The sequence below is a fragment of the Nocardioides mangrovi genome (assembly GCF_020073815.1).
GTDB classification, from domain to species: Bacteria; Actinomycetota; Actinomycetes; order Propionibacteriales; family Nocardioidaceae; genus Nocardioides; species Nocardioides mangrovi.
Map to the genome: position 1 here is coordinate 13,331 of NZ_JAIQZJ010000028.1, position 26,426 is coordinate 39,756.

Consider the following 26,426-nt stretch of genomic DNA (forward strand, 5'->3'; position numbering starts at 1 on the left):
GATGATCGTCCTCATCGGCCCGATGGGGGCCGGCAAGACCACGGTGGGCGCCCTGCTGGCGGAGCAGCTCGGCGTGACCGTCCGCGACACCGATCAGGACGTCGAGGCGGCCGAGGGCCGGCCGATCTCCGAGATCTTCGTCGACTCCGGCGAGGACGCCTTCCGCGACCTGGAGCGCGAGGCGGTCGCGACGGCGCTCGCCACCCACGACGGCGTGCTGTCGGTCGGCGGGGGAGCGGTGCTCGACCCCACGACCCGCGAGCTCCTGGCCGGCCACGACGTCGTCTTCCTCCGGGTCGGGCTCTCCGACGCCGTGAAGCGGGTCGGCCTCGGCTCGGCTCGGCCGCTGCTGCTCGGCAACGTCCGCAGCCGGATCAAGGCCCTGCTCGACGAGCGCACCCCCGTCTACGAGTCGGTCGCGACGGTCGTCGTCGACACCGACGGACGCTCGCCGGCCGAGGTCACCGCCGAGGTCGTCGCCGCCCTCGGGGCCCGCGCATGAGCGCGACGACCATCCGGGTCGAGGGACCCGCGCCGTACGACGTTGTCGTCGGCCACGGCGTCGCCGACCTCCTGCCCGAGCTCCTCGGCGAGGATGTCGCCCGGGTCGCGGTCGTGCGCCCCGCGAGCCTCCCCGAGGTCGCCAGCTCCGTCCTGGAGGCGCTCGGCGCGACCTGCACCGCGCTCGACCTGCCCGTGCCCGACGGCGAGTCCGCCAAGACCGCCACCGTCGCCGCGGGCTGCTGGGAGGCGCTCGGCGCGGCCGGCTTCACCCGGTCCGACGTCGTCGTGACCGTCGGCGGCGGCGCGACCACCGACCTGGGCGGCTTCGTCGCCGCGACCTGGCTGCGCGGGGTGCGCGTCGTGCACGTGCCGACCACGCTCCTGGCGATGGTCGACGCGGCCGTCGGCGGCAAGACCGGCATCGACACCGGGGCCGGCAAGAACCTCGTCGGCTCCTTCCACGAGCCCGCGGGCGTCCTCTGCGACCTCGCCACCCTGGCGACCCTCCCTCGCGCGGAGCTGGTCGCCGGGCTCGGCGAGGTGATCAAGTGCGGCTTCATCGCCGACCCGGTCATCCTCGAGCTCGTCGAGGCCACCGATCCCGCCGACCTCACCGCCGACTCGCCGGTCCTGCGCGAGCTCGTCGAGCGCGCGATCCGGGTCAAGGCCGAGGTCGTGGCCGCCGACCTCAAGGAGACCGGCGGCGCGGACGGTCATCCCGGCCGCGAGGTGCTCAACTACGGCCACACCCTCGCCCACGCCATCGAGCGGGCCGAGCACTACGGCGTGCGGCACGGCGAGGCCGTCGCGATCGGCTGCGTCTACGTCGCCGAGCTGGCCGCCCGGGCCGGCTCGCTGGACCCCGAGCTCGTCGTCCGGCACCGCTCCGCCTTCGCGCGGGTGGGCCTGCCCACGACGTACGCCGGGGCGCCCTTCGAGGAGCTCCACGACGCCATGCGGGTCGACAAGAAGAGCCGCGGCAACCAGCTGCGCTTCGTGGTGCTCCGCGGGCTCGCCGACCCCACCGTGCTCGCCGGCCCCGACGAGGCCGACCTGCGCGCCGCCTACGCCGCCATCGGAGGCCCGGCATGACCGACGCCGTGAAGGTCCTGGTCCTCAACGGGCCCAACCTGGGACGGCTCGGCCGCCGCCAGCCGGAGATCTACGGCCACACCACCCACGCCGAGCTCGCCCACCAGTGCGTGGCGTGGGGCCGCGACCTCGGGCTCGACGTCGAGGTGCGGCAGACCAACCACGAGGGCGAGATGCTCGACTGGCTCAACGGCGCCGCCGACGACGGCACCCCGGTCGCGCTCAACGCCGCCGCCTGGACCCACTACTCCTACGCGATCTTCGACGCCTGCGCACAGCTGACGGCGCCGCTGGTGGAGGTCCACATCTCCGACCCCCACCAACGACCCGAGGAGTTCCGGCACTTCTCCGTGGTGACGCCGTACGCCGTCGAGGTGGTCGCCGGGCACGGCATCGACGGCTACCGGATGGCGCTGGAGATCCTCGCGCGCACCTGATCCGCGGGAACCCGATCCGGTCGGCTCCCGTCGGACCGGCATGAACGTCACCGTGAGCGTGCGCAGCCTCCTCCTGACCGGCCTCGTCGTGCTGGCCCTGGCCGTCGCCTACCTGCTCGGAGGCTCGGCCGGCAGCGGCACCCCGGCCCAGGCGGCCGACGACACCGGCCCGACGCAGCCCGAGCACCGCGTCCTGACGATGACCGGGACCGGCGACGCCACCGCCGTGCCGGACCAGCTGTCCTTCGGGCTCACGGTCTCGCTGACCCGGCCCGACCTCGACACCGCGCTCGCCGACGCCAACGCCGCCACCGAGCGGGTCCTGCGGGCCCTCGCCGGCCACGGCGTCGACCGCCGCGACGTGCAGACCACCGGGCTGTCGATGCACGCGGTCTACGACTACCCCCCGTACGAGCCGCCCACGATCCGCGGCTACCAGGTCTCCCAGCGCGCGTCGGTGCACGTCGACGAGCTCGCCGACGGGGGAGCGGCGGTCAGCGCGGCCGTCGCCGCCGGGGGCGACGACGTACGCATCGGCAACATCCGGCTGCTCGTCGGCGACTCCGACGCCGTCATGAAGCAGGCGCGCGACGCCGCCGTCGCCGAGGCCCAGGCGAAGGCGCAGCAGTACGCCGAGGCGTCGGGCCAGTCGCTCGGCGACGTGGTCACGCTGCGGGAGGTGCGGACCAAGCCGCTGCCCACCGCGACCGACGAGGTGGGCCGGATGCGGGGCACCTTCGACGCGGCCGCCCTGCCGTCGGTGCCGATCCGGGCCGGCAAGGAGAAGGGCTCCGTGACGGTCAAGGTGGTGTGGGAGCTCCGGTAGGCGGATTCTGTGCGCGCCGCTTCGTGCCGATAGACTCGCTCGCTGGTCCCACCCCGACGTACGAAGGCTGACACGCGCGCATGGCAACGACGAACGACCTCAAGAACGGCATGGTTCTCAACATCGACGGCCAGCTCTGGTCCGTGGTGGAGTTCCAGCACGTGAAGCCGGGCAAGGGCCCCGCGTTCGTGCGCACCAAGCTGAAGAACGTCGAGTCCAACAAGACCGTCGACAAGACCTTCAACGCCGGCACCAAGGTCGAGACCGCCACGGTCGACCGCCGCACCATGCAGTACCTCTACAACGACGGCTCGTCGTACGTCTTCATGGACGTCACCAGCTACGAGCAGCTCGAGATCGCGCCGGAGATCGTCGGCGGCGCCGCGAACTTCCTCCTGGAGAACCAGGAGGCCGTCGTGGCCACCAACGAGGGCCGCGTCCTCTTCATCGAGCTCCCGGCCTCGGTCGAGCTCGAGATCACCTTCACCGAGCCCGGCCTCGCCGGCGACTCCGCCACCGGCCGCACCAAGCCGGCGACCCTCGAGACCGGCCACGAGATCCAGGTCCCGCTCTTCATCAACCAGGGCGAGAAGGTCAAGGTCGACACCCGCGACTCGTCCTACATGGGTCGCGTCAAGTCCTGATGGCAGCCCGCTCGAAGGCCCGCAAGCGCGCGCTCGACGTCCTCTACGCCGCCGAGCTCCGCGGCGAGTCGCCGGTCGAGGCCCTCGACCGGGCGATCGCCGACGGTGAGGGGCCGACCAACGACTACACCGCCACCCTGGTGCGCGGCGTGGTGGAGCAGCAGGCCCGGATCGACGAGGTCCTCTCGACGTACGCCGAGGGCTGGACGCTCGCGCGGATGCCCGCCGTCGACCGCAACGTCCTGCGCCTCGGCGTCTGGGAGATGCTCGTCGCCGACGACGTCCCCGACGCCGTCGCGATCAGCGAGGCCGTGGCCCTCGTGGGCGACCTGTCCACCGACGAGTCCCCCCAGTTCGTCAACGGCGTCCTCGCCGCCGTCGCCCGCAACAAGGCGTCGCTGGTCTGAGGCCTGGCACTCTGAGGTTTCGGCTGCTGGCAGCCGAACCCTCAACGGCGGAGAGCCCGCCCTCTTTCCCCGACTCCCTAGGCTGAGCGCATGAGCGCTGTCGAGGTGGACCTGGTCGTGATCGGCACCGGACCGGGCGGGGAGGCGCTGGCGACCGGGGCCGCGAAGGCCGGCCTCGAGGTGGTCGCGGTCGACAAGCACCTCGTCGGCGGCGAGTGCCCCTACTACGGCTGCATCCCCACCAAGATGATGGTGCGGGGCAGCGACGCCATCGCGGAGGTACGCCGGATGCCGCAGGTCGCCGGCGAGGCGACCGCCACCCCGGCGTGGTCGGTCGTGCACCGTCGCATCGACGAGGACGCCACCACGCACTGGGACGACACCATCGCCGTCGACCGCCTGAAGGCCGCCGGCGCCATCGTCCACCACGGCGTCGGCCGGCTCGCGGGCCCCCGACAGGTCGCGGTCGAGACCGCCGACGGGGAGACGGTGACCTACACCGCCCGCCGCGGCGTCGTGGTCAACCCCGGCACCCGGCCGGCGGTGCCGCCGGTCGACGGGCTCGCGGACACGCCGTACTGGACCAACCGCGACGCCGTACGACTGGCCGAGCTCCCGGGCTCGCTGGTCGTCGTCGGCGGCGGTCCGATCGGCTGCGAGATGGCGCAGGTCTTCGCCCGCTTCGGCGTCCGCGTCACGGTGGTCCAGCACGGCCCGCGCCTGGTGCCGGCCAACGAGCCGGAGGCGGCGGCGCTGCTGCAGCAGGTCTTCGAGAGCGAGGGCATCCGGGTGCTCACCGGTGTCGAGCTCACCCAGGCGTCGTACGCCGACGGTCAGTTCGCGCTGACGCTCGACTCGGACGACGGCGGCTACGCGCTGACCGCCGACAAGGTCCTCGTCGCGGCCGGACGTACGCCGAACCTGGACGACCTCGGCCTCGAGACGGTGGGGCTCGACCCGACGGCGTGCACGCTGGAGACCGACGAGCGGCTCCGCGTCCAGGACGGGCTCTGGGCGATCGGCGACGTCACCGGCAAGGGCGCGTTCACGCACGTGTCGATGTACCAGTCGGCGGTCGCGCTGCGCGACATCACGGGGGAGGAGGGCGCACCTGCGCGCTACCACGCGGTCCCGCACGCCACGTTCACCGATCCCGAGATCGGCGGCGTGGGGATGACCGAGCAGCAGGCCCGTGACGCCGGGCTCACCGTCAGGACCGGGTTCACCCGCCTCGAGGAGTCCTCACGCGGTTTCACCCACGGACCGGGCGGGCACGGACTCATCAAGGTCGTCGAGGACGCCGACCGGGGCGTGCTGGTGGGTGCGACAGCGATGGGGCCCGCAGGTGGGGAGATCCTCGGCTTCCTGGCCGTCGCGGTGCACGCGGAGGTCCCGGTCGAGACGCTCAGGACGATGATCTATGCCTACCCCACCTTCCACCGCGCGATCGAGTCGGCGCTCGCCGACCTCGGCTGACGGAGGGGCGAGCACAGCGAGGCTCGAGCCTCTCGCCCCCGCGCGGCTGTCGCGCTCGTGACACCGGTCGAGGCGGACGTCGTGGTCCTCGGGCTCGGCGCCGGCGGTGAGCACGCCGCCCGCAAGCTGGCCGAGGCCGGTCTCGACGTCGTGGCGGTCGAGCGCGACCTGGTCGGCGGCGAGTGCCCGTTCTGGGGCTGCACGCCCTCCAAGCTGCTCATCCACTCCGCCCACCGCGGCGACCCCTGGTCACGCGCGGCCGAGCGGGTCCGCGAGGCCACCCACGACTGGACCGACGACCACCACGCCGAGCCGCTCGAGAAGGCCGGGGTCCGCATCGTCCGCGGCACCGGCCGCCTCGTCGCACCCGGCCGGGTCGAGGTCGACGGGGCGACCCTCTCCGCCCGCCGCGGGGTCCTGCTCGACACCGGCACCGAGCCCGCCGTGCCGGACGTCGACGGGCTCCCCGGCACGCCGTACTGGACCAACCGCGACCTCATGCGGCTCACCGCCCCACCGGCGTCGTTGATCGTGCTCGGCGGCGGCCCGATCGGCTGCGAGCTCGCGCAGACCTTCGCCCGGTTCGGGACGCGGGTGACGCTGGTCGAGGTCGAGGACCGGCTCCTCGGACCGGAGGAGCCGGAGGCGGCCGAGGTCGTCGAGCGGGCCCTGCGGGCCGACGGCGTCACGGTGCACACCGGCGCCGACATCGCGAGAGCGGCGTACGACGGCGCGTTCACGCTCGACCTCGGCGACGACCGGGTCCTGGCCGAGCGTCTCCTCGTCGCGACCGGACGGTCTCCCCACATCGACGGCGACCTCGAGGTCGACGAGCGGATGCGTGCGGGGGAGCGGCTCTGGGCGGTCGGCGACATCACCGGCAAGGGTGCCTTCACCCACGTGGCGAAGTACCAGGCGCGGATCGCCGTGCGCGACCTGCTCGGCGAGGACGGCCCGTGGGCCGACTACCGGGCGGTCAGCCGGGTCACCTTCACCGACCCCGAGGTCGGCGCCGTCGGGCTGACGGAGGAGCAGGCGCGCGAGGCGGGGATCCGGGTCCGGGTCGGGACCGCGGACGTCGCCTCCTCGAGCCGCGGCTGGATCGCCGAGGCCGAGGGCGTGGTCAAGGTGGTCGTCGACGCCGACCGCGGGATCGTCGTGGGCGCGACCACGGTCGCGCCCTCCGGGGGCGAGGTGATCGGCCTCCTGACCGCCGCCGTGCACGCCGAGATCCCGGTCGCAGCCCTCCGCGAGATGCACTACGCCTACCCGACCTTCCACCGGGCGATCGCTCGGGCGCTGCGCGACGTGTGAGGCCCCCGAGATCGGGGAAGGAGCGTGGGCGACCACGTTGGCCACGGAGGAGGGGACCCTCATGTCGCAGGAAGCATGGAGCTCGGGAGGCTCGCGACACGACACCGACGACACGAGCGACCGGCTCTACACGCCGGAGGACCTGGCGGCCTACGCCGCCCGGCGCGAGGCCCGCAGCGGCGGCGGTGACACCCGCGAGACGCGGCTGACCTACGGCGACCCGCTCTCCGACCCGCTGCCCGCGGCCTCGACGCCCGCGGCGCCGATGCCGACCTCGCCGCCGCCGGCCGGCCCGCCGCCCACGGCGTACGCGCCGCCGACCGCTGCTCCGGCGACCCCGGCTCCGGCGGGCCCGCCGCCCGCCGCCCCGCCGGTAGCGGCACCGGCCGCCGTGGAGCCCGCCCCGACCGCGCCAGAGGCACCGGCCGAGGTCTCGGCCGAGGGCGAGTCGGGTGAGCCGCGCCGCTTCATGAGCGCCACCGACTTCCTCGACCGCCGCGACGCCGACCAGGGCTACGGGCCGCCGACCTGGGGCTGGCGCGGCAACCTCCGCAAGTGGACCGGCGGCCTGATCACGCCGAAGATGGGCCCGGCCGAGATGTCCTACGAGGACGACCGCCGGGCGATCCAGCGCGACTTCGACGGCCCGCGCACCATCGCCTTCATCAACCCCAAGGGCGGCGCCGCGAAGACCACGGGCGTGCTCGCGGCCGGCTACACGTTCGGCACCGTCCGCGGAGGCGGCGTGGTCGCCTGGGACAACAACGAGACCCGCGGCACCCTCGGCATCCGCGGCACCCGCAGCAGCCACCGCAACACCACCCGGGAGCTGCTCGAGGAGCTCGACCGCTTCACCGACGTCTACCAGTCGCGGATCGGTGACCTCGGTGCCTTCGTGCGCTCGCAGGGCGACGCGCACTTCGACGTGCTCGCCTCCGACGAGCGTCCCGACGTCACCGGCACCATCCGGGCGTCCGACTTCGACTCGATCCACAAGCTGATGGAGCGCTTCTACCGGATCATCCTCATCGACACCGGCAACAACATGCGCGCCGAGAACTGGCTCGCCGCCGCCGGCGCCGCCGACCTGCTCGTGGTCACCTCGACCGTCCGCGAGGACACCGGCTACAGCGGGCTGTGGATGCTCGACGCCCTGCAGGACGCCGGCTACCAGAACCTCAAGTACAAGACGGTCACGGTGCTCTCCGACCCGTCCGCGAACGTCGACAGCAAGCTCGCCGCGGACCTCGTGGACGTCTACCAGCAGCGCACCCGCGGGGTCTACCGCGTGCCCTACGACCCCGCCCTGGTCGCCGGCTCGGCGATGCCCTACAACCAGCTCTCGCCGAACACCCGGATGCAGTGGCTCAAGGCGTGCGCGGGGATGGCGGCCGCGCTGTAGCTGCGTCGTACCCTCTGCGGGTGTCGATGCTCCAGGTCAACCGCTCCATCCGCGTCCGGGAGGTCCCGACCGGGCCTCGGCGATGGTTCGGCTCCCGGCCGGACGTGGGCGACTACGGCTGGACCGGCCGCGTGTGGCGCCGCTGGTCGGGCCGTCGCTGGGCGTCGCCGGTCAGCTCGCTGCAGCGCGAGCTGCTCCTCGGCGAGGCGACCCCGGCCACCTGGCCGATGGTGCCGCCCGACCGGCTCGTGCGCGGCCTCGCGCTGGCGGTCGAGCGCCAGGTCAGCCTGTACGGCGCCGACGTCGTCTACGACGGTCCGCACGGGGTGGTCGTCGCCTACCGGCGCCGGGTGTCGCACGTCCTCCACTTCGTGATGACGCTGCTGACCGGCGGCCTGTGGGCGTTCGTCTGGCTCGGCGTCGCGCTCAGCGCGCGCGAGGAGCGCCGTCGCCTCGAGATCGACGCCTGGGGCCACGTCTGGGCGGTCCCGCTCCGCTCGCGCTGATTCCTCCGCGACGCCGATCGCGCTTCCCACCTGACGAGATGGTCGCGATCCGGCTCGAATCACGACCATCTGGTCAGGTGCGACGGGTGGGACCAGGAGCGCCGGGGCATGGATCCGGTCCGATCCGGGTTACGGACGGACATGCGTGCAGTCGTCTACCGCGAGACCGGTCCCTCCTCCGTCCTCACGCTCGTCGAGCGTGACCTGCCCGAGCCCGGCCCCGGCGAGGTGCGGGTCCGCCTGGTCCGGGCGGGGGTGAACCCCACGGACTGGAAGTTCCGCGCCGGCATGATGAGCGGGTACGACGAGGTGACGCCCGGCCAGGACGGCGCCGGCGTCGTCGACGCGGTCGGTGCGGGCGTCACCGGACTGGGCACGGGCGACCGGGTGTGGCTGGTCCTGGCCCAGCACGGCCGGGCCTACGGCACCGCCGCCGAGTACACCGTCCAGCCGGCCGACCGTGTCGTCCCCCTTCCCGACGGCGCCGACTTCGACCTGGGCGCGAGCCTCGGCGTACCAGCCGTCACCGCGCACCGGGCGCTGACCGCCTCCGAGTTCGGACCGGCGCGGCTCGGACCGGGCGCGCTGGCCGGCCGGGTCGTGCTCGTGGCCGGGGGAGCGGGCGCGGTCGGCAACGCGGCCATCCAGCTCGCCCGATGGTCGGGCGCGACCGTGATCACCACGGTCAGCGGCCCGGAGAAGGCCGCGCTCGCGTCGAGCGCGGGCGCCCACCACACCGTCGACTACACCCAGGGCGACACCTCGGCGCGGATCCTCGAGCTCGCTCCCGACGGCGTCGACATCGCCGTCGAGGTGGCGCCGGCCCAGAACATCGGCATCGACCTGGACGTCGTGAAGACCCACGGGCTGGTGAGCATCTACGCCAACAACGGCGGCGACGAGATGACGATGCCGCTGCGCGCGGCCTTCGGGAAGAACCTGCGCTTCCAGTTCCTCATCCTCTACACCCTCGACGACGGCCTGCTCCGGGCCGCGCTCGAGGACGTGGCTGCTGCCGTCGAGGCCGGTGCGCTCCGGGTCGGCGAGGCGGCCGGCGTCCCGCTCCACCACTACCCGCTCGCCGCGACCGCGGCGGCGCACGACGCGGTCGAGGGCGGAGCGGTGGGGAAGGTGCTGATCGATGTCGCCGACGGGTGACCAGGTACGTGGTTGAGTGGAGCCATGGCCAAGCCGTTGTGGGTCGTCGCGGGGATCGTGCTCGTGCTGCTCGGCCTGCTGTGGACGCTCCAGGGCATCGGCGTCATCGGCGGCAGCTCGATGAGCGGCACCACGACCTGGTCGATCATCGGGCCGATCGTCCTGCTGGTCGGCGCCGTGATCACCTCGGTCGGCATCCGTGGGCGCAGACCCTGACGGTGCACCCGTCGGTCGGCGGGTGGTGCTCGGCCTCCTCGGGCTCGGGGCGCTGGGCGTCGTCACCGGCGCCACGGTGCAGGACGGCCTGAGCCGCTTCCTGGCGCCGATCCAGATGAACGACCCGACCGGCCTCACCTCGCTGGTCCCGCTCGGCAACACCTGGCGCTACTACTCCGTCACCGGGGCCGTCGAGCCGCGCGACGCCGCGACCTACACCCTGAAGGTCGACGGGCTCGTCGACCACCCGTCGACGTACCGGCTCAGCGACCTCGAGGCGCTGCCGCAGCTGTCGTTCACCGACGACTTCCACTGCGTGACGGGATGGCACGTCCCGGACGTGCCGTGGACCGGTGTCCGGGTCGCCGACCTGCTCGAGCGGGCGGCGCCGACGACGGACGCCGTCGGGGTGCGGTTCCACTCCTTCGACGGCACCTACTCCGTCAACATGACGCTCGACCAGGCCCGCGCCGACGACGTGGTGGTCGCGCTGCGGATGTACGGCGAGCCGGTGACCCACGACCACGGCGGGCCGGTGCGGATCTACTCGGGCTCGATGTACGGCTACAAGAGCACCAAGTGGCTCTCCGGCATCGAGGTCACCGACAACGACGACCCGGGCTACTGGGAGTCCCGCGGCTACCCCCTCGACGGGATCATCGATGAGTGACCGGTCGTCCTCCCCGTCGTCCGTCGACCGCTTCGCCCCGGCCGAGCGCTGGGTGCACCGCTCCGTCGCGATGCTGATGGGCACCTGCCTGGTCACCGCGGTGATCCTCTACAACGGCTCGATCATGCTCGCGGTCGGCCACCGGCACCTCGTCGAGACCGTGCACGTCTGGAGCGGCCTCGCGCTGCCGGTCCCGATGCTCCTCGGGGCCCTGTCCGCGGCCTACCGCGCCGACGTCCGGCGGCTCAACCGGGTCACCTCCGCCGACTGGCGGTGGCTGCGCAGCCGGACCCGTCGCGACGGGACCATCCGGGTCGGGAAGTTCAACGCGGGCCAGAAGGTCAACGCCTGGCTGGTGGCCGGCTCGACGGGCGTCCTCCTCGGCACGGGGATCCTCATGTACTGGACCGGCCTGGTCCGGCTGGCGTGGCGCTCCGGGGCGACGTTCGTGCACGACTGGACGGCGCTCGCGGTCGGGCTGCTGGTGCTCGGCCACCTCGTGTACGCCGTCCGCGACCCGGAGGCGCGGCACGGGATGCGCAGCGGCCGGGTGTCCCTCCGCTGGGCCCGCCGCGAGCACGCCGCCTGGGCCGACGAGGTCGATCCGTCCGGGACGTGAGAACTCGCCGGGCCGGTTCGCTCACGGCCGCCGCGCGGGGGTAGGGTGACGACCGATTCGAACATCCTTTAACGAGCCGTCCAGTGAGGCGGAGAAGGAGGTCCGAGGCGGTTGCCTGCGCACCCTCAGCACACCCCGTCGGGTTCCCCCGACGGCGACTCCACCGCTCGCGTCGTGCTCGACGCCGGTGACATCCAGCGGGCGCTGACCCGCATCTCCCACGAGATCCTCGAGCGCAACAAGGGCGCCGACGACCTCGTCCTCCTGGGCATCCCCAGTCGCGGCGTACCGCTCGCCGAGCGGATCGCCGAGCGGATCGCCTCCGTCGAGGGGTACGCCGTGCCGGTCGGCTCTCTCGACGTGACGATGTACCGCGACGACCTCCGGATGAAGCCCGCCCGGGCCCTGCTGCCGACCTCGATCCCGCCGGGCGGGATCGACGGAAAGGTCGTCGTCCTCGTCGACGACGTGCTCTTCTCCGGCCGCACCATCCGGGCCGCGCTCGACGCGCTCAACGACATCGGCCGCCCGCAGGCGGTCCGGCTCGCGGTGCTGGTCGACCGCGGCCACCGCGAGCTGCCGATCCGCGCCGACTTCGTCGGCAAGAACCTCCCGACGTCCCTGATCGAGCGGGTCCGGGTCACCCTCGCCGGCATCGACGAGGTCGACGCCGTCACCATCCAGGGACTCGCCCCGGAAGGAGGAGCAGCGTGAAGCGCCACCTGCTCAGCGCGGCCGACCTGAGCCGCGACGACGCCGAGCTGGTCCTCAGCACCGCCGCCGAGCTCCGCGAGCTCGCCGACCGGCCGATCAAGAAGCTGCCCGCCCTGCGCGGCCGCACCGTGGTCAACCTCTTCTTCGAGGACTCCACCCGCACCCGGATCTCCTTCGAGGCCGCGGCCAAGCGGCTCAGCGCCGACGTCATCAACTTCGCCGCGAAGGGCTCGAGCCTCTCCAAGGGTGAGAGCCTGAAGGACACCGCGCTCACGCTCGAGGCGATGGGCGCCGACGCGGTCGTCGTCCGCCACGGCGCCAGCGGTGCCCCGCACCGGCTGGCCAACTCCGGGTGGGTCCGCTCGAGCGTGGTCAACGCCGGCGACGGCACCCACGAGCACCCCACCCAGGCGCTGCTCGACGCCTTCACGATGTGGCGCCACCTCGGCGAGTCCAAGCCCGGTGGGCTCGAGGGCCGCAAGGTCGCGATCGTCGGCGACGTGCTGCACAGCCGGGTCGCGCGCTCCAACGCGCTGCTCCTGCAGACCCTCGGCGCCGACGTCACGCTGGTGGCGCCGCCGACGCTGCTGCCGGTGGGCGTGGAGACGTGGCCGGTCGAGGTCTCGTACGACCTCGACGCGGTGATCCCGAAGGCCGACGCCGTGATGATGCTGCGGGTCCAGGCCGAGCGGATGAACGGCGGGTTCTTCCCGACCGCCCGCGAGTACTCCCGCCGCTACGGCCTCGACGGGCGCCGGATGGCGACCCTCCAGGACCACACGATCGTCATGCACCCCGGGCCGATGGTCCGCGGCATGGAGATCACCGCGGACGTCGCCGACAGCGACCGGTCCGTGATCGTCGAGCAGGTCACCAACGGCGTCGCCGTCCGGATGGCCGTCCTGTACCTGCTGCTGGGCGGCTCCACGCCCGCCGTCGGAGGAGAAGAGTGAGCACCAGCTACCTGATCAAGAACGTCTCGGTCCTCGGCGGCGAGCCGACGGACCTGCTGCTCAAGGACGGCGTGATCGCCGACGGCGCGGACGCCTCCGCTGACGGCGCCGAGGTCATCGACGCGACGGGACTGATCGCGCTCCCGGGCCTGGTCGACCTGCACACCCACCTGCGCGAGCCGGGCCGGGAGGACGCCGAGACCGTCGAGACCGGCACCCAGGCGGCGGCGAAGGGCGGCTACACCGCCGTCCACGCGATGGCCAACACCGAGCCCGTCGCCGACACCGCCGGCGTCGTCGAGCAGGTCTGGCGGCTGGGCCGCGAGGCCGGCTACTGCGACGTCTTCCCGGTCGGCGCGGTCACCGTCGGTCTGCAGGGGGAGCGGCTCGCCGAGCTCGGCGCGATGGCCGACTCCGCCGCCCGGGTCCGGGTCTTCTCCGACGACGGCAAGTGCGTGAGCGACGCGGTGCTGATGCGCCGCGCACTGGAGTACGTCAAGGCGTTCGACGGCGTCGTCGCCCAGCACGCCCAGGAGCCCCGGCTCACCGAGGGCGCGCAGATGAACGAGGGCGAGCTGTCGGGCCGCCTCGGCCTGGCAGGCTGGCCGGCGGTCGCCGAGGAGGCGATCATCGCCCGCGACGTGCTGCTCGCCGAGCACGTCGGCTCGCGCCTGCACGTCTGCCATGTCTCCACCGCCGGCTCCGTCGAGCTGATCCGCTGGGCCAAGGGCAAGGCCGCCAAGGACAAGACGTGGAGTGTCACCGCCGAGGCGTGCCCCCACCACCTGCTGCTGACCGACGAGCTGGCCGCGACGTACGACCCGATCTACAAGGTCAACCCGCCGCTGCGCTCGGCCGCCGACGTCGAGGCGCTCAAGGCCGGCCTGGCCGACGGCACCATCGACATCGTGGCCACCGACCACGCGCCGCACCCGCACGAGGACAAGGACTGCGAGTGGGCGGCCGCCGCCTTCGGCATGCTCGGCCTCGAGACCGCGCTCTCGATCGTGCAGCAGACGATGGTCGACACCGGCCTGCTCGACTGGGCCGGCGTCGCCGAGCGGATGTCGGCCGCACCGGCCCGGATCGGCCGGGTCTCCGACCAGCACGGTCGCCCGGTCGCGGTCGGCGAGCCCGCCAACGTCGTCCTCTACGACCCCGCGGCCACGCGGGTCGTCGACCCCGCCGAGTCCGCCAGCCTCAGCCGCAACACGCCCTACCGGGGCATGGAGCTGCCGGGCCGGGTGGTCGCGACGTTCCTCCGCGGCACCGCCACCGTGCTCGACGGGAAGCTCCAGTGAGCGCCGCGACGCCGGCCCTCCTCGTCCTCGAGGACGGCCGCACCTTCCGCGGTGAGGCCTACGGCGCCGAGGGCGAGACCTTCGGCGAGGCGGTCTTCAACACCGGCATGACCGGCTACCAGGAGACGCTCACCGACCCGTCGTACCACCGGCAGGTCGTGGTGATGACCGCGCCGCACATCGGCAACACCGGCATCAACGACGAGGACCCGGAGAGCCGCCGCATCTGGGTCGCCGGGTACGTCGTCCGCGACCCCGCGCGCCGCTCGTCGAGCTGGCGCGCGACCCGCACCCTCGACGACGAGCTGCGCGAGCAGGGCGTGGTCGGCATCTCCGGCATCGACACCCGCGCGCTGACCCGCCACCTGCGCGAGCGCGGCGCCATGCGGGTCGGCATCTCCTCGACCGAGACCGACCCGGCCGCGCTGCTCGCCCGCGTGCAGCAGTCCGGCGAGATGGCCGGCGCCGAGCTCGCCTCCGAGGTCTCCACCCAGGAGACCTACGTGGTCCCGGCCATCGGCGAGAAGAAGTTCACCGTGGCCGCTCTGGACCTGGGCATCAAGTCGATGACCCCGCACCGGATGGCCGAGCGCGGCATCGAGGTGCACGTGCTGCCGGCGACGGCGAGCCTGGAGGAGATCCGGGCCGTCTCGCCCGACGGCCTCTTCTACTCCAACGGCCCCGGCGACCCGGCCGCGACCACCCACCAGATCGACGTGCTCCAGGGCGCGCTGGCTGCGGGCCTGCCCTACTTCGGGATCTGCTTCGGCAACCAGCTCTTCGGCCGTGCGCTCGGCTTCGGCACCTTCAAGCTGAAGTACGGCCACCGCGGTATCAACCAGCCGGTGATGGACCGCACCACCGGCAAGGTCGAGGTCACCGCCCACAACCACGGCTTCGCCGTCGACGCGCCGCTCGACACCGAGACGCAGACGCCGTACGGCGTCGCGAGCGTGAGCCACGTCTGCCTCAACGACGACGTGGTCGAGGGCCTGGAGCTCCGCGACGCGAGCGGGAGCCTGAAGGGCTTCTCCGTCCAGTACCACCCCGAGGCCGCCGCCGGCCCCCACGACGCGGCGTACCTCTTCGACCGGTTCGTGAGCCTGATGGAGGGCACCGTCTGATGCCGAAGCGCGACGACATCAAGTCCGTGATGGTGATCGGCTCCGGGCCGATCATCATCGGCCAGGCCTGCGAGTTCGACTACTCCGGCACCCAGGCGTGCCGGGTGCTCAAGGCCGAGGGCCTGCGGGTGGTGCTGGTCAACTCCAACCCCGCGACGATCATGACCGACCCCGAGTTCGCCGACGCGACGTACGTCGAGCCGATCACGCCCGACTTCGTCGAGAAGGTGATCGCCCAGGAGCGCCCCGACGCGCTGCTGCCGACGCTCGGCGGTCAGACCGCCCTCAACGCCGCGATCGCGCTGCACGAGCGCGGGGTCCTGGAGAAGTACGGCGTCGAGATGATCGGCGCCAGCTTCGACGCGATCCACCGGGGCGAGAACCGCGAGCTCTTCAACGCGATCGTCCACAAGGTCGGGGGAGAGGTCGCCAAGAGCTTCGTCTGCCACACCCTCGAGGACTGCGAGAAGGCCGTCGTCGAGCTGGGCTACCCGGTCGTGGTGCGCCCGTCGTTCACGATGGGCGGCACCGGCTCCGGCATCGCCTACGACGAGGGCGACCTCGCTCGGATCGCCGGTGCCGGCCTGGCCGCCAGCCCCACCACCGAGGTGCTGATCGAGGAGTCGATCATCGGGTGGAAGGAGTACGAGCTGGAGGTGATGCGCGACAAGGCCGACAACGTCGTCATCGTCTGCTCGATCGAGAACTTCGACCCGATGGGCGTCCACACCGGCGACTCCATCACCGTCGCCCCGGCCATGACGCTGACCGACCGCGAGTACCAGCACCTGCGGGACCTCGCCATCGACATCATCCGCGAGGTCGGCGTCGACACCGGCGGCTGCAACATCCAGTACGCCGTCAACCCGGTCGACGGCCGGGTCATCGTGATCGAGATGAACCCGCGCGTCTCCCGGTCGAGCGCGCTCGCCTCCAAGGCGACCGGCTTCCCGATCGCGAAGATCGCGGCGAAGGTGGCGATCGGCTACACGCTCGACGAGATCCCCAACGACATCACGCAGGAGACGCCGGCCTCCTTCGAGCCGACGCTCGACTACGTGGTCGTGAAGGTGCCGCGCTTCGCCTTCGAGAAGTTCCCCGGCGCCGACCCGCGGCTCACCACGCACATGAAGTCGGTGGGCGAGGCGATGGCGATCGGCCGCAACTTCACCGAGGCGCTGCAGAAGTCCCTGCGCTCCCTGGAGTCCAAGCACGCGCCGTTCGACTGGGTGAAGCAGACCATCGAGCTCGACAAGGCCGCGCTGCTGGAGGAGATCCAGGTTCCGCACGACGGCCGGCTGCGCAAGGTGATGGACGCGATCCGTGCCGGCGCCACGCCGGACGAGGTCTTCGACGCGACCAAGATCGACCCGTGGTTCGTCGACCAGCTCGCGCTGATCAACGAGGTCGCCCAGGAGCTCATCGCGGCGCCCGAGCTGACGCCCGAGCTGCTGCGCACCGCCAAGCGGCACGGCTTCTCCGACGAGCAGCTCGGCCGGATCCGCGGCACCACCGCCGACGTGATCCGCGGCGTCCGCCACGCCCTCGGCATCCGCCCGGTCTACAAGACCGTCGACACCTGCGCGGCCGAGTTCGCGGCCCGCACGCCCTACCACTACTCGTCGTACGACGAGGAGACCGAGGTCGCGCCGCGCGAGAAGCCGGCCGTGATCATCCTCGGCTCGGGTCCCAACCGGATCGGGCAGGGCATCGAGTTCGACTACTCGTGCGTGCACGCGTCGCTCACGCTGAGCGAGGCGGGCTACGAGACGATCATGGTCAACTGCAACCCCGAGACCGTCTCGACCGACTACGACACCTCCGACCGGCTCTACTTCGAGCCGCTCACGCTCGAGGACGTCCTCGAGATCGTGCACGCGGAGGAGCAGGCCGGGCCGGTCCTCGGCGTCATCTGCCAGCTCGGCGGCCAGACCCCGCTCGGCCTCGCGCAGGGGCTCAAGGACAACGGCGTCACCATCCTCGGCACCTCGCCGGAGGCGATCCACCTGGCCGAGGAGCGCGGCGCCTTCGGTGCGGTGCTGGCCGACGCCGGGCTCCCCGCACCCAAGTACGGCATGGCCACCAGCTTCCCCGACGCCCACCGGATCGCGGCCGAGATCGGCTACCCGGTCATGGTGCGCCCGTCGTACGTGCTCGGCGGCCGCGGCATGGAGATCGTCTACGACGACGCCGCGCTCGAGGGCTACATCGCCCGGTCCACCGAGATCGGCCCGGCCCACCCGGTGCTGGTCGACCGCTTCATCGACGACGCCGTCGAGATCGACGTCGACGCGCTCTACGACGGCGAGGAGCTCTTCCTCGGCGGCGTGATGGAGCACATCGAGGAGGCCGGCATCCACTCCGGCGACTCGTCCTGCGCGCTGCCGCCGATCACGCTCGGCAAGGCCGAGATCGACCGGATCCGCACCGCGACCAAGTCGATCGCCCGCGGCGTCGGCGTTCGAGGGCTGCTGAACATCCAGTTCGCGCTGGGCTCCGACGTCCTCTACGTGCTCGAGGCCAACCCGCGTGCCAGCCGCACGGTGCCGTTCGTCTCGAAGGCGACCGCGACCCCGCTCGCCAAGGCCGCGGCCCGGGTGATGATGGGGGAGACGATCGCCGAGCTGCGCGCGGCCGGCGTCCTCCCCGCGACCGGCGACGGCGGCACGCTGCCGCCCGACCAGCCGATCGCGGTCAAGGAGGCGGTGATGCCCTTCAACCGCTTCCGCACCCCCGACGGCAAGCAGGTCGACACCGTGCTCGGCCCGGAGATGAAGTCGACCGGCGAGGTGATGGGCTTCGACGCCGACTTCGGCTCGGCGTTCGCGAAGGCCCAGGCCGGCGCGTTCGGGCCGCTGCCCACCAGCGGGAAGGTCTTCGTCTCGATGGCCAACCGCGACAAGCGACACATGATCTTCCCGATCAAGGTGCTCGCCGACCACGGCTTCGAGATCCTCGCGACCCAGGGCACCGCCGAGGTGCTCCGCCGCAACGGCGTGCGCACCACCATCGTGCGCAAGCACTGGGAGGGCGAGGGACCCAACGGCGAGAAGACCACGGTGCAGCTCATCCTCGACGGTGAGATCCAGCTCGTGATCAACACGCCCAACGGCTCGGCCAGCGGCTCCTCGGCCCGCCTCGACGGCTACGAGATCCGCACCGCCGCGGTGATGGCCAACATCCCGTGCATCACCACGGTGCAGGGCCTCGGCGCGGCCGTGCAGGGCATCGAGGCGCTGGAGCGCGGCGACATCGGGGTCCGGTCCCTCCAGGACTGGGCGGCGGCCCGCGCGTGACGGCGTACGGCGCGCTCTTCGACCACGTCCTCACCCGCACGGACCCCGAGCGGGCGCACCACACGGCCTTCCGGGCGATCCGGGCGGCGCGGCCGGTGACCGGGCTGCGACGCACCCCGGGAGAGCCCGTCCACGCGATGGGCCTCACCTTCCCCAACGTGCTCGGCCTCGCCGCCGGCTTCGACAAGAACGCCGTCGGCATCGACGGGCTGGCCGCGCTCGGCTTCGGCCACGTCGAGGTCGGCACGGTGACCGGGGAGGCCCAGCCCGGCAACCCCCAGCCCCGCCTCTTCCGGCTCACCGAGGACCGCGCGATCGTCAACCGGATGGGCTTCAACAACGACGGAGCCGACGTGGTCGCCGCACGGTTGCGGCGGCGTTCACTGGCACTGGCACGTGGGGAACGAGGCGACCGCAACCACCATCGGCAACCCCGCGCGCTACTTGGTGTGAATATCGGCAAGAGCAAGGTCGTCCCCGAGGACGAGGCGGGCCGCGACTACGAGAAGTCCGCGCGACTGCTGGCGCCGTACGCCGACTACCTGGTCGTCAACGTCAGCTCGCCCAACACGCCGGGCCTGCGCAACCTCCAGGCCGTCGAGAAGCTCGAGCCGATCCTGACGTCGGTGCAGGCCATCGCCGCCCTGGACGACCGGCGCGTGCCACTGCTGGTGAAGATCGCACCCGACCTCTCCGACGAGGACGTCCTCGCCGTCGCCGACCTGGCGCTGGCGATCGGCCTCGACGGCATCATCGCCACCAACACGACCATCTCCCGCGAGGGCCTGCGCATGCCCGCCACGAAGGTCGAGGAGATCGGTGCGGGTGGGCTGTCGGGTCGGCCGCTCACGCAGCGGTCCTGCGACGTGCTCCGTCTGCTGCGCGGCCGCGTCGGCCCCGACCTCACCCTGATCGGCGTCGGCGGCATCACCACCGTGGCGGACGCCGAGGCCCGCCTGGCCGCGGGTGCCACGCTGCTGCAGGGCTACACCGCGTTCGTCTACGAGGGTCCGCTCTGGCCCCGCCGGATCGTCAAGGGAGTCCAGCCATGACCGGGACCTTCGGAGCACGCCTCCACGCCGCGATCGCCGACCGCGGGCCGCTGTGCGTCGGCATCGACCCGCACGTCGGCCTGCTCCAGGACGCCGGCCTCGGCGACGACGTGGCCGGCCTCGAGACCTTCGCCCTGGGGGCGGTCGAGGCGGTCGCGCCGTACACCTCGGTCATCAAGCCCCAGTCGGCGTTCTACGAGCGCTTCGGCAGCCGCGGCATCGCCGTCCTGGAGCGGGTGATCGCCGAGTCCCGGGCCGCCGGGGCGCTCGTCCTCCTCGACGTCAAGCGCGGCGACATCGGCTCCACCAGCCAGGCGTACGCCGACGCCTACCTCGACCCCACCTCGCCGCTGGCCAGCGACGCGATCACGGTGAGCCCGTTCCTCGGCTTCGGCTCGCTCGACCCGGTCTTCGACGCGGCCCGGCGCCACGACGCCGGCGCGTTCGTCCTCGCGCTCACCTCCAACAAGGAGGGCCCGGAGGTCCAGCACGCCCGCGTGGACGACGGGGGTACCGTCGCCGGCCTGATGCTCGACCACCTCCGCCGCCTCAACGCCGACGCCGAGCCCCTGGGGTCCTTCGGCGCGGTCGTCGGCGCCACGATCGGGTCCACCGACGAGGACCTCGCCTTCAACGGCCCGCTCCTGGCGCCCGGCTTCGGCGCCCAGGGCGGCACCGTCGACGACGTACGCCGCCTCTTCGGCAGCGCCGCGGCGGTGCTCCCCAGCTCCTCGCGCGAGGTGCTCCGGCTGCCGACCGCCGAGGCGATGCGCGACTTCGTGCTGCGCACCAACGACGAGCTGCGCGCGTGAGGAGGCTCGGCGTCGTCGCCCTCCTGCTGCCGATCGTGCTGACCGGCTGCGGCAACGACACCGACTCCTACTGCGACGCCGTGAAGGACCACCAGACCGAGCTGGGCGACATCGCCGGGAGCGGCGACGCCGACGCGCTGCTCCAGGCGCTCGACATCCTCGAGGACCTCCGCAGCAAGGCCCCGGCCGACATCAGCGACGACTGGCAGCAGGTGGTCACCCGCATCGAGGCGCTGCGCGACGCCCTCGACGACGCCGGGGTCGACCCTGCGACGTACGACCGCGACAAGCCGCCGTCCGGGCTCAGCGAGCAGCAGAGGGCGGCCATCGACGGCGCCGCCAAGGACCTCGGCAGCGGGACCACCCTCGCCGCGCTCCAGGACCTCGACCAGCAGGCCCGCGACGTCTGCAAGACGCCGCTGACCCCCTGACCCGGGAGCGCCCGGTCAGGGCGCGAGCGTGACCCGTCGCTGGGCCTCCACCCGGTCGCCGCTGAGCCGGAAGGCGGTGACGCTGAGCGCCACGGACCGACCGGACATCCGCGACGGGCAGGTCAGGTCGAGCGAGTGCCCGCGCCGCTTCTTGTGGCAGCCCTCGCCGCCCGTCCAGCGCCACAGCACGTCCTCGTAGCCCCCGCCGACGGCGGTGACGGTGAAGGTGCGCCCGGCCCGCGGCCGCCCCGAGAGCGTGAAGCGGACCGGCGCGGTGCGCACCTCCGTCGTTCCCGCCACGTAGGCGACCCGCCCGTCGGCCCCGAGGGCCTGGACGGTGATTGAGGCGGTGGTGCCGACCGCCTGCAGGCAGACGTACGACGCGCTCGCGGCGCGCGGCGACGCGGCCGAGGAGGAGACGAGGCGGCACGACCCGGCCGCGTCGGGGAAGCGCCAGCCGACCACCGGCTCGTCGGCGGTCGCGCGCACGGTGACGGCCTGCCCCTTCCAGGCGGAGGTGCGGGCCGCGGCGGGGGCGGCCTTCGCCGTCACCTGGACCGCCGGCGGGGCCGGCAGCGGCGGCACGGTGTCGAGGAAGGGCGACCGGGCGATGTTGCGGTTCGAGTCGAGGTAGGAGCCCGGCGCCGGGTCGGTGGAGAAGTAGTCGTCGTTGCCGCAGTCGAACCAGTTGCGCTGCCAGGAGGGGCAGTCGTGGCTGACCGGGTCGGTCGACGCCTGCTCGCCGTTGCACATGAGGTCGGCCGCCTGGTTGCAGTGGCCCCAGCCCGAGGCGTGCGGTGCGTCGCCGGCGACGGCACCGAGGGCGTGCCCGAGCTCGTGCGCCGCGATCGCGGTCGTCGAGACCGGCCAGCAGGGCGCGTCGATCCGGGAGATCGACCCCGACACGTTGCCGTCCGAGAGCCCGCAGTTCCGCCTCGACTCGGTGAAGACCAGGTACTTCCGGTCACTCCGGTCGTAGCCGAGCGTGCGCAGCTCGGTGTCCATGACGTCCCAGCCGTCCGCGATCGCGGCGGGCGAGACGACGACGTCCGTGACGGTCGGCACGCAGCGCGCGCCGTACAGCCACCGGACCCGCAGCCCGCCCCCGGTCTTGGCCGCCGAGGCCGCGAAGACGTCGTCGACGGTGCTGACCTCCTCGAGGATCTGGGCGCGCTTCGTGGCCGACAGCGCGGGCATCTTCGACGAGCGCACGTAGAGGACCTGCACCCGGTCGCCGTCGGTGCCGGTGCCGGTGCAGGAGGGAGCCACGTGCGCGGTCAGCCCGGCGACCCGCTGGGCCGGCACCCGGCGCATCAGCAGTCGGTGCGGCACGACCCGCTGCGGGAGCACCGCCCCCGCCATCGGAGTGCCGGCGGACGGTACGACGGCGCTGGGGTCGCTGGTGACCGCGGTGAGGGCCTGGGTGGCGGATGGGAGCGACATCCCGCCGACCAGGGCGCCCACCAGGGCGGCGGCGGCACCTACCGTGCGCAGCATGGGATGGCTCCAATCCGTTGGCGGTCGGTCCAGGTCGGATTCCTGGACCACGCGCCAATCCGTTGGCGCGCCGTTGACGTCCCCATCGGCCGCCGACGGCCGAACCTTCGGCGGATGGCCGACCGGGGTGCGATTGCTGGCCCGGCGGGCTACTGACTAGATTGACCCGACATCTGTTCCTCCCTCGATCCGAAGGACCCGTTCACGTGGCCCTGCCCCCGCTCACTCCCGAACAGCGCCAGGCGGCGCTCGACAAGGCCGCCGCCTCCCGACGGGAGCGGGCCGAGGTGAAGAACCGCCTCAAGAACTCCGGCGCCTCGATCTCCGAGGTCATCGAGGAGGGCCAGCGCAACGAGGTGATCGGCAAGATGCGGGTCGTCGACCTCCTCCAGTCGATGCCCGGCCTGGGCAAGGTCCGTGCCCGTCAGGTGATGGAGCGCCTCGGCATCGCCGAGAGCCGTCGGGTCCGGGGCCTGGGTGCCAAGCAGGTCGCGGCCCTCGAGAAGGAGTTCGCCGGGCGTGACTGACGCGCCCCACCACCCCTCACGTCTCGTCGTCCTCGCGGGGCCGACCGCGGTCGGCAAGGGCACCGTCGCCGCCGACGTACGCCGGCACCACCCGGAGGTCTGGATCTCCGTCTCGGCAACCACCCGCGCCCCCCGGCCGGGCGAGGTCGACGGCGTGCACTACTGGTTCGTCTCCGACGCCGAGTTCGACGCGATGGTCGAGCGCGAGGAGCTGCTGGAGTGGGCCGTGGTCCACAAGGCCGCCCGCTACGGCACCCCGCGCCGCCCGGTCGAGGCCACCCTCGCCGAGGGCCGGCCCGCGATGCTCGAGATCGACCTCCAGGGCGCCCGGCAGGTCCGGGAGACCATGCCCGGCGCGCTCTTCGTCTTCCTCAAGCCCCCGTCGTGGGACGAGCTGGTCCGCCGGCTCGTCGGCCGCGGCACCGAGACCGCCGAGGAGCGCGAGCGGCGCCTCGAGACCGCCCGGGGGGAGCTGGCCGCGGAGGAGGAGTTCGACGTGACGATCGTCAACCACGAAGTTCACGCTGCCGCGGAGGAGTTGGTAACCTTGATGACGCGCGGTCCGCAGTGACCGCTGCTCCCATCTCCTAGTACTCCAGCGAGGCTTCCGCGTGTCTGCCCCCAACATCGCCGCCGAGGGCGTGACCAACCCCCCGATCGACGACCTGCTCCAGAAGACCGACAGCAAGTACAAGCTGGTCCTCTACAGCGCCAAGCGGGCCCGCCAGATCAACGCCTACTACTCCCAGCTGGGCGAGGGCCTGCTCGAGTACGTCGGCCCGCTCGTCGACACCCACGTCCAGGAGAAGCCCCTCTCGATCGCGCTCCGCGAGATCAACGACGACCTCCTGACCTGCGAGGACGTCGACCCGGCCGAGCTCGCCGCCGAGGAGGCCGCTCGGGCCGCCGCCGCGGCGGAGGGCACCTACGGCGCGGAGTGACGCGCTGAGCACCGACCACGACGACGAGGCCGCTTCCCCGACGGGGAGGCGGCCCCGCGTCGTCCTGGGCGTCGCCGGCGGGATCGCGGCGTACAAGGCGGCCGAGCTGCTGCGCCGCTTCACCGAGTCCGGCCACGACGTCACCGTCGTGCCGACCGCCTCGGCGCTCGAGTTCGTGGGCGCGCCGACCTGGGCGGCGCTGTCCGGCAAGCCCGTCGCGACCGACGTGTGGTCCGGCGTCCACGAGGTGCCGCACGTGCGGATCGGCCAGCAGGCCGATCTCGTCGTGGTCGCCCCCGCCACCGCCGACCTGCTCGCCAAGGCGACCCACGGGCTCGCCGACGACCTGCTCACCAACACGCTGCTGACCGCGCGCTGCCCGGTCGTGTTCGCCCCGGCCATGCACACCGAGATGTGGGAGCACCCCGCCACCCGCGCCAACGTCGCCACCCTGCGGGAGCGCGGCGTGCTGGTCATCGAGCCCGCCGAGGGCCGGCTCACCGGCAAGGACACCGGCAAGGGCCGGCTGCCCGAGCCCCAGGAGATCTTCGAGACCTGCCGCGAGGTCCTGGTCCGGGGCGCGGCCGGCGCGCCGTCGGCCGACCTGGCCGGGCGCCACGTCGTCGTGTCCGCCGGCGGCACCCGCGAGTACCTCGACCCGGTGCGCTTCCTCGGCAACCGGTCCTCGGGACTCCAGGGCTACGCCCTGGCCCGCGCCGCGGCCGCCCGGGGCGCCGAGGTCACCCTGATCGCCGCCAACGTCACCCTGGCCGACCCGGCCGGCGTCAAGGTGGTCCGCGTCGAGACCACCGCCCAGCTCCGGGACGCCGTGGTCGCCGCCAGCCTCGCCGCGGACGCGGTCGTGATGGCCGCCGCGCCCGCGGACTTCCGGCCGACCGACGTCAGCGACGCCAAGATCAAGAAGGCCGCCGACGGCTCCGCGCCGGCGATCACGCTGGCGCAGAACCCCGACATCCTCCACGAGATCAGCACCGACCGGTCCCGGGCCGACAGCGTCATCGTGGGCTTCGCCGCCGAGACCGGCGACGACACCGGCTCGGTGCTCGACCTGGCCCGCGTCAAGCTCGCCCGCAAGGGCTGCGACCTGCTCGTCGTCAACGACGTGAGTGGGGGAGCGGTCTTCGGCAGCGCCGACAACGAGGCCGTGATCCTGGGCGCCGACGGCGCCACGGTCGACGTACCTCACGGCTCGAAGAGCGCGCTGGCGCACGTGATCTGGGACGAAGTCAGCCGCCGACTACCGACTGGTTAGGGTGTGCGGCATGACCGGACGACTGTTCACCTCGGAGTCTGTGACCGAGGGACACCCTGACAAGATCGCCGACCAGATCAGCGACTCCGTGCTCGACGCGATGCTCGAGCAGGACCCCCACAGCCGGGTGGCCGTGGAGACGCTGCTGACCACCGGCCTGGTCGTGGTCGCGGGTGAGGTCACCACCACCGGCTACGTCGACATCAAGCAGAAGGTGCGCGACAAGATCCTCGAGATCGGCTACGACTCCTCGCACAAGGGCTTCGACGGCGCCTCCTGCGGTGTCATGGTCGCGATCGGCGGCCAGTCCGGCGACATCGCGCAGGGCGTCGACACCGGCCACGAGAGCCGCACCGGCTCCGTGGACGCCATGGACAAGCAGGGCGCGGGCGACCAGGGCCTGATGTTCGGCTACGCCTGCGATGACACCGACGTGCTGATGCCGCTGCCGATCGTGATGGCCCAGCGCCTCGCCGAGCGGCTCACCACGGTGCGCAAGGACGGCACGCTGCCCTACCTGCGCCCCGACGGGAAGACCCAGGTCACCATCGAGTACGACGCCGACGACCGTCCGGTCCGCGTCGACACCGTGGTGCTCTCCTCGCAGCACGACGAGGACACCGAGCTCGACACCCTCGAGGCCGACGTCAAGAAGCACGTCATCGACCCGGTCCTCGCCAGCTTCGACCTGCCCTCCGAGGGCTACCGGCTGCTGGTCAACCCGACCGGCCGCTTCGTGGTCGGTGGCCCGATGGGCGACGCCGGCCTGACCGGGCGCAAGATCATCGTCGACACCTACGGCGGCATGGCCCGCCACGGCGGCGGCGCCTTCTCCGGCAAGGACCCGTCGAAGGTCGACCGCTCCGCGGCGTACGCCATGCGCTGGGTGGCCAAGAACGTCGTCGCCGCCGGCCTCGCCAAGCGCTGCGAGGTCCAGGTCGCCTACGCGATCGGCAAGGCCCAGCCCGTCGGCGTCTTCGTCGAGACCTTCGGCACCGGCGTCGTGCCGGACGAGCAGGTCCAGCAGGCCGTCCTCGAGGTCTTCGACCTCCGCCCGGCCGCGATCATCGCCGACCTCGACCTGCTGCGCCCGATCTACGCCAAGACCGCGGCGTACGGCCACTTCGGCCGCGAGCTCCCCGAGTTCACCTGGGAGAGCACCGACCGCGCCGAGGCGCTCCGCAAGGCCGCCGGTCTCTGACGCCGAGTCGGCGCTGATTCACCCCCGAGTCGG

The 26,426-nt window shown here is 72.7% G+C and carries 28 protein-coding genes; 27 read left to right on the forward strand and 1 reads right to left on the reverse strand.

Annotated features, from left to right (window positions below):
* Window position 1 precedes the first annotated feature (1 nt).
* The 22 genes from K8U61_RS24195 to K8U61_RS24300 all read left to right on the forward strand — a co-directional run bounded on the left by K8U61_RS24195 (window position 2) and on the right by K8U61_RS24300 (window position 20,954).
* A complete protein-coding gene (locus K8U61_RS24195) occupies window positions 2-502 on the forward strand; it encodes a shikimate kinase (RefSeq protein ID WP_224125578.1) in 501 nt (166 codons plus the stop codon).
* Window positions 499-1,596 carry a 3-dehydroquinate synthase gene (gene aroB, locus K8U61_RS24200; RefSeq protein ID WP_224125579.1) on the forward strand — a complete coding sequence of 366 codons (1,098 nt, stop codon included), beginning with the start codon at window positions 499-501 and terminating at the stop codon, window positions 1,594-1,596. Before K8U61_RS24195 ends, aroB begins: the two co-directional genes overlap by 4 nt.
* Window positions 1,593-2,033, forward strand: a complete 441-nt coding sequence (locus K8U61_RS24205; protein WP_224125580.1) for a type II 3-dehydroquinate dehydratase — start codon at window positions 1,593-1,595, stop codon at window positions 2,031-2,033. Before aroB ends, K8U61_RS24205 begins: the two co-directional genes overlap by 4 nt.
* 52 nt (window positions 2,034-2,085) lie before the next feature.
* Window positions 2,086-2,859, forward strand: a complete 774-nt coding sequence (locus K8U61_RS24210) for an SIMPL domain-containing protein (RefSeq protein WP_224125581.1) — start codon at window positions 2,086-2,088, stop codon at window positions 2,857-2,859.
* 80 nt (window positions 2,860-2,939) lie between these two features.
* Window positions 2,940-3,503, forward strand: a complete 564-nt coding sequence (efp, locus tag K8U61_RS24215) for an elongation factor P (protein WP_224125582.1) — start codon at window positions 2,940-2,942, stop codon at window positions 3,501-3,503.
* Entirely contained in the window at window positions 3,503-3,910 is a 408-nt protein-coding gene (nusB, locus tag K8U61_RS24220; protein ID WP_224125583.1) for a transcription antitermination factor NusB, read from the forward strand. Before efp ends, nusB begins: the two co-directional genes overlap by 1 nt.
* A gap of 90 nt (window positions 3,911-4,000) precedes the next feature.
* The gene (locus K8U61_RS24225) at window positions 4,001-5,386 is read left to right on the forward strand and encodes a dihydrolipoyl dehydrogenase family protein (protein WP_224125584.1); all 1,386 of its coding nucleotides are present in this window, start codon (window positions 4,001-4,003) and stop codon (window positions 5,384-5,386) included.
* Window positions 5,387-5,467: 81 nt separating this feature from the next.
* The gene (locus K8U61_RS25615) at window positions 5,468-6,700 is read left to right on the forward strand and encodes a dihydrolipoyl dehydrogenase family protein (protein WP_224125585.1); all 1,233 of its coding nucleotides are present in this window, start codon (window positions 5,468-5,470) and stop codon (window positions 6,698-6,700) included.
* 61 nt (window positions 6,701-6,761) lie between these two features.
* Window positions 6,762-8,102 (forward strand): MinD/ParA family ATP-binding protein, encoded by a 1,341-nt coding sequence (locus K8U61_RS24235; RefSeq protein ID WP_224125586.1) that lies wholly within the window; start codon window positions 6,762-6,764, stop codon window positions 8,100-8,102.
* A gap of 20 nt (window positions 8,103-8,122) precedes the next feature.
* The gene (locus tag K8U61_RS24240; protein WP_224125587.1) at window positions 8,123-8,608 is read left to right on the forward strand and encodes a DUF8108 domain-containing protein; all 486 of its coding nucleotides are present in this window, start codon (window positions 8,123-8,125) and stop codon (window positions 8,606-8,608) included.
* 141 nt (window positions 8,609-8,749) lie between these two features.
* The gene (locus K8U61_RS24245) at window positions 8,750-9,766 is read left to right on the forward strand and encodes an NADPH:quinone reductase (RefSeq protein ID WP_224125588.1); all 1,017 of its coding nucleotides are present in this window, start codon (window positions 8,750-8,752) and stop codon (window positions 9,764-9,766) included.
* Between the two features lie 24 nt (window positions 9,767-9,790).
* A complete protein-coding gene (locus K8U61_RS24250) occupies window positions 9,791-9,982 on the forward strand; it encodes a hypothetical protein (RefSeq protein ID WP_224125589.1) in 192 nt (63 codons plus the stop codon).
* Window positions 9,983-10,004: 22 nt separating this feature from the next.
* Window positions 10,005-10,652, forward strand: coding sequence for a molybdopterin-dependent oxidoreductase (locus K8U61_RS24255; protein WP_224125590.1), 648 nt, complete (start codon window positions 10,005-10,007; stop codon window positions 10,650-10,652).
* Window positions 10,645-11,271 carry a cytochrome b/b6 domain-containing protein gene (locus K8U61_RS24260; protein ID WP_224125591.1) on the forward strand — a complete coding sequence of 209 codons (627 nt, stop codon included), beginning with the start codon at window positions 10,645-10,647 and terminating at the stop codon, window positions 11,269-11,271. The genes K8U61_RS24255 and K8U61_RS24260 overlap by 8 nt, the downstream gene beginning before the upstream one ends.
* Window positions 11,272-11,382: 111 nt before the next feature.
* Complete coding sequence (gene pyrR / locus K8U61_RS24265; RefSeq protein WP_224125592.1) at window positions 11,383-11,985, forward strand: bifunctional pyr operon transcriptional regulator/uracil phosphoribosyltransferase PyrR; 603 nt, start codon at window positions 11,383-11,385, stop codon at window positions 11,983-11,985.
* Window positions 11,982-12,938 (forward strand): aspartate carbamoyltransferase catalytic subunit, encoded by a 957-nt coding sequence (locus K8U61_RS24270; RefSeq protein WP_224125593.1) that lies wholly within the window; start codon window positions 11,982-11,984, stop codon window positions 12,936-12,938. The genes pyrR and K8U61_RS24270 overlap by 4 nt, the downstream gene beginning before the upstream one ends.
* Window positions 12,935-14,239 carry a dihydroorotase gene (locus K8U61_RS24275; RefSeq protein ID WP_224125594.1) on the forward strand — a complete coding sequence of 435 codons (1,305 nt, stop codon included), beginning with the start codon at window positions 12,935-12,937 and terminating at the stop codon, window positions 14,237-14,239. Before K8U61_RS24270 ends, K8U61_RS24275 begins: the two co-directional genes overlap by 4 nt.
* A complete protein-coding gene (gene carA, locus K8U61_RS24280; protein ID WP_224125595.1) occupies window positions 14,236-15,363 on the forward strand; it encodes a glutamine-hydrolyzing carbamoyl-phosphate synthase small subunit in 1,128 nt (375 codons plus the stop codon). Before K8U61_RS24275 ends, carA begins: the two co-directional genes overlap by 4 nt.
* The gene (gene carB / locus K8U61_RS24285; protein WP_224125596.1) at window positions 15,363-18,659 is read left to right on the forward strand and encodes a carbamoyl-phosphate synthase large subunit; all 3,297 of its coding nucleotides are present in this window, start codon (window positions 15,363-15,365) and stop codon (window positions 18,657-18,659) included. The genes carA and carB overlap by 1 nt, the downstream gene beginning before the upstream one ends.
* Window positions 18,656-19,711 carry a quinone-dependent dihydroorotate dehydrogenase gene (locus tag K8U61_RS24290; RefSeq protein WP_224125597.1) on the forward strand — a complete coding sequence of 352 codons (1,056 nt, stop codon included), beginning with the start codon at window positions 18,656-18,658 and terminating at the stop codon, window positions 19,709-19,711. The genes carB and K8U61_RS24290 overlap by 4 nt, the downstream gene beginning before the upstream one ends.
* Window positions 19,708-20,523, forward strand: a complete 816-nt coding sequence (gene pyrF, locus K8U61_RS24295) for an orotidine-5'-phosphate decarboxylase (protein ID WP_224125598.1) — start codon at window positions 19,708-19,710, stop codon at window positions 20,521-20,523. The genes K8U61_RS24290 and pyrF overlap by 4 nt, the downstream gene beginning before the upstream one ends.
* Entirely contained in the window at window positions 20,520-20,954 is a 435-nt protein-coding gene (locus K8U61_RS24300; RefSeq protein ID WP_224125599.1) for a hypothetical protein, read from the forward strand. The genes pyrF and K8U61_RS24300 overlap by 4 nt, the downstream gene beginning before the upstream one ends.
* 15 nt (window positions 20,955-20,969) lie before the next feature.
* Here K8U61_RS24300 and K8U61_RS24305 read toward each other — a convergent pair whose 3' ends face one another.
* A complete protein-coding gene (locus K8U61_RS24305) occupies window positions 20,970-22,451 on the reverse strand; it encodes a hypothetical protein (RefSeq protein WP_224125600.1) in 1,482 nt (493 codons plus the stop codon).
* Between the two features lie 206 nt (window positions 22,452-22,657).
* On the opposite strand from K8U61_RS24305, the gene mihF reads away from it, so the two are divergent.
* From mihF to metK, 5 genes are read left to right on the forward strand one after another with little or no spacing between them, the layout of a single operon-like run.
* Window positions 22,658-22,978: an integration host factor, actinobacterial type gene (gene mihF / locus K8U61_RS24310; RefSeq protein ID WP_224125601.1), complete on the forward strand. Its 321-nt coding sequence runs from the start codon at window positions 22,658-22,660 to the stop codon at window positions 22,976-22,978.
* Window positions 22,971-23,549, forward strand: coding sequence for a guanylate kinase (gene gmk, locus K8U61_RS24315; RefSeq protein ID WP_224125602.1), 579 nt, complete (start codon window positions 22,971-22,973; stop codon window positions 23,547-23,549). Before mihF ends, gmk begins: the two co-directional genes overlap by 8 nt.
* Window positions 23,550-23,589: 40 nt before the next feature.
* Complete coding sequence (gene rpoZ / locus K8U61_RS24320; protein WP_224125603.1) at window positions 23,590-23,919, forward strand: DNA-directed RNA polymerase subunit omega; 330 nt, start codon at window positions 23,590-23,592, stop codon at window positions 23,917-23,919.
* 4 nt (window positions 23,920-23,923) lie between these two features.
* A complete protein-coding gene (coaBC, locus tag K8U61_RS24325) occupies window positions 23,924-25,192 on the forward strand; it encodes a bifunctional phosphopantothenoylcysteine decarboxylase/phosphopantothenate--cysteine ligase CoaBC (RefSeq protein WP_224125605.1) in 1,269 nt (422 codons plus the stop codon).
* A gap of 10 nt (window positions 25,193-25,202) precedes the next feature.
* Entirely contained in the window at window positions 25,203-26,393 is a 1,191-nt protein-coding gene (metK, locus tag K8U61_RS24330; RefSeq protein WP_224125604.1) for a methionine adenosyltransferase, read from the forward strand.
* Window positions 26,394-26,426: the final 33 nt, after the last annotated feature.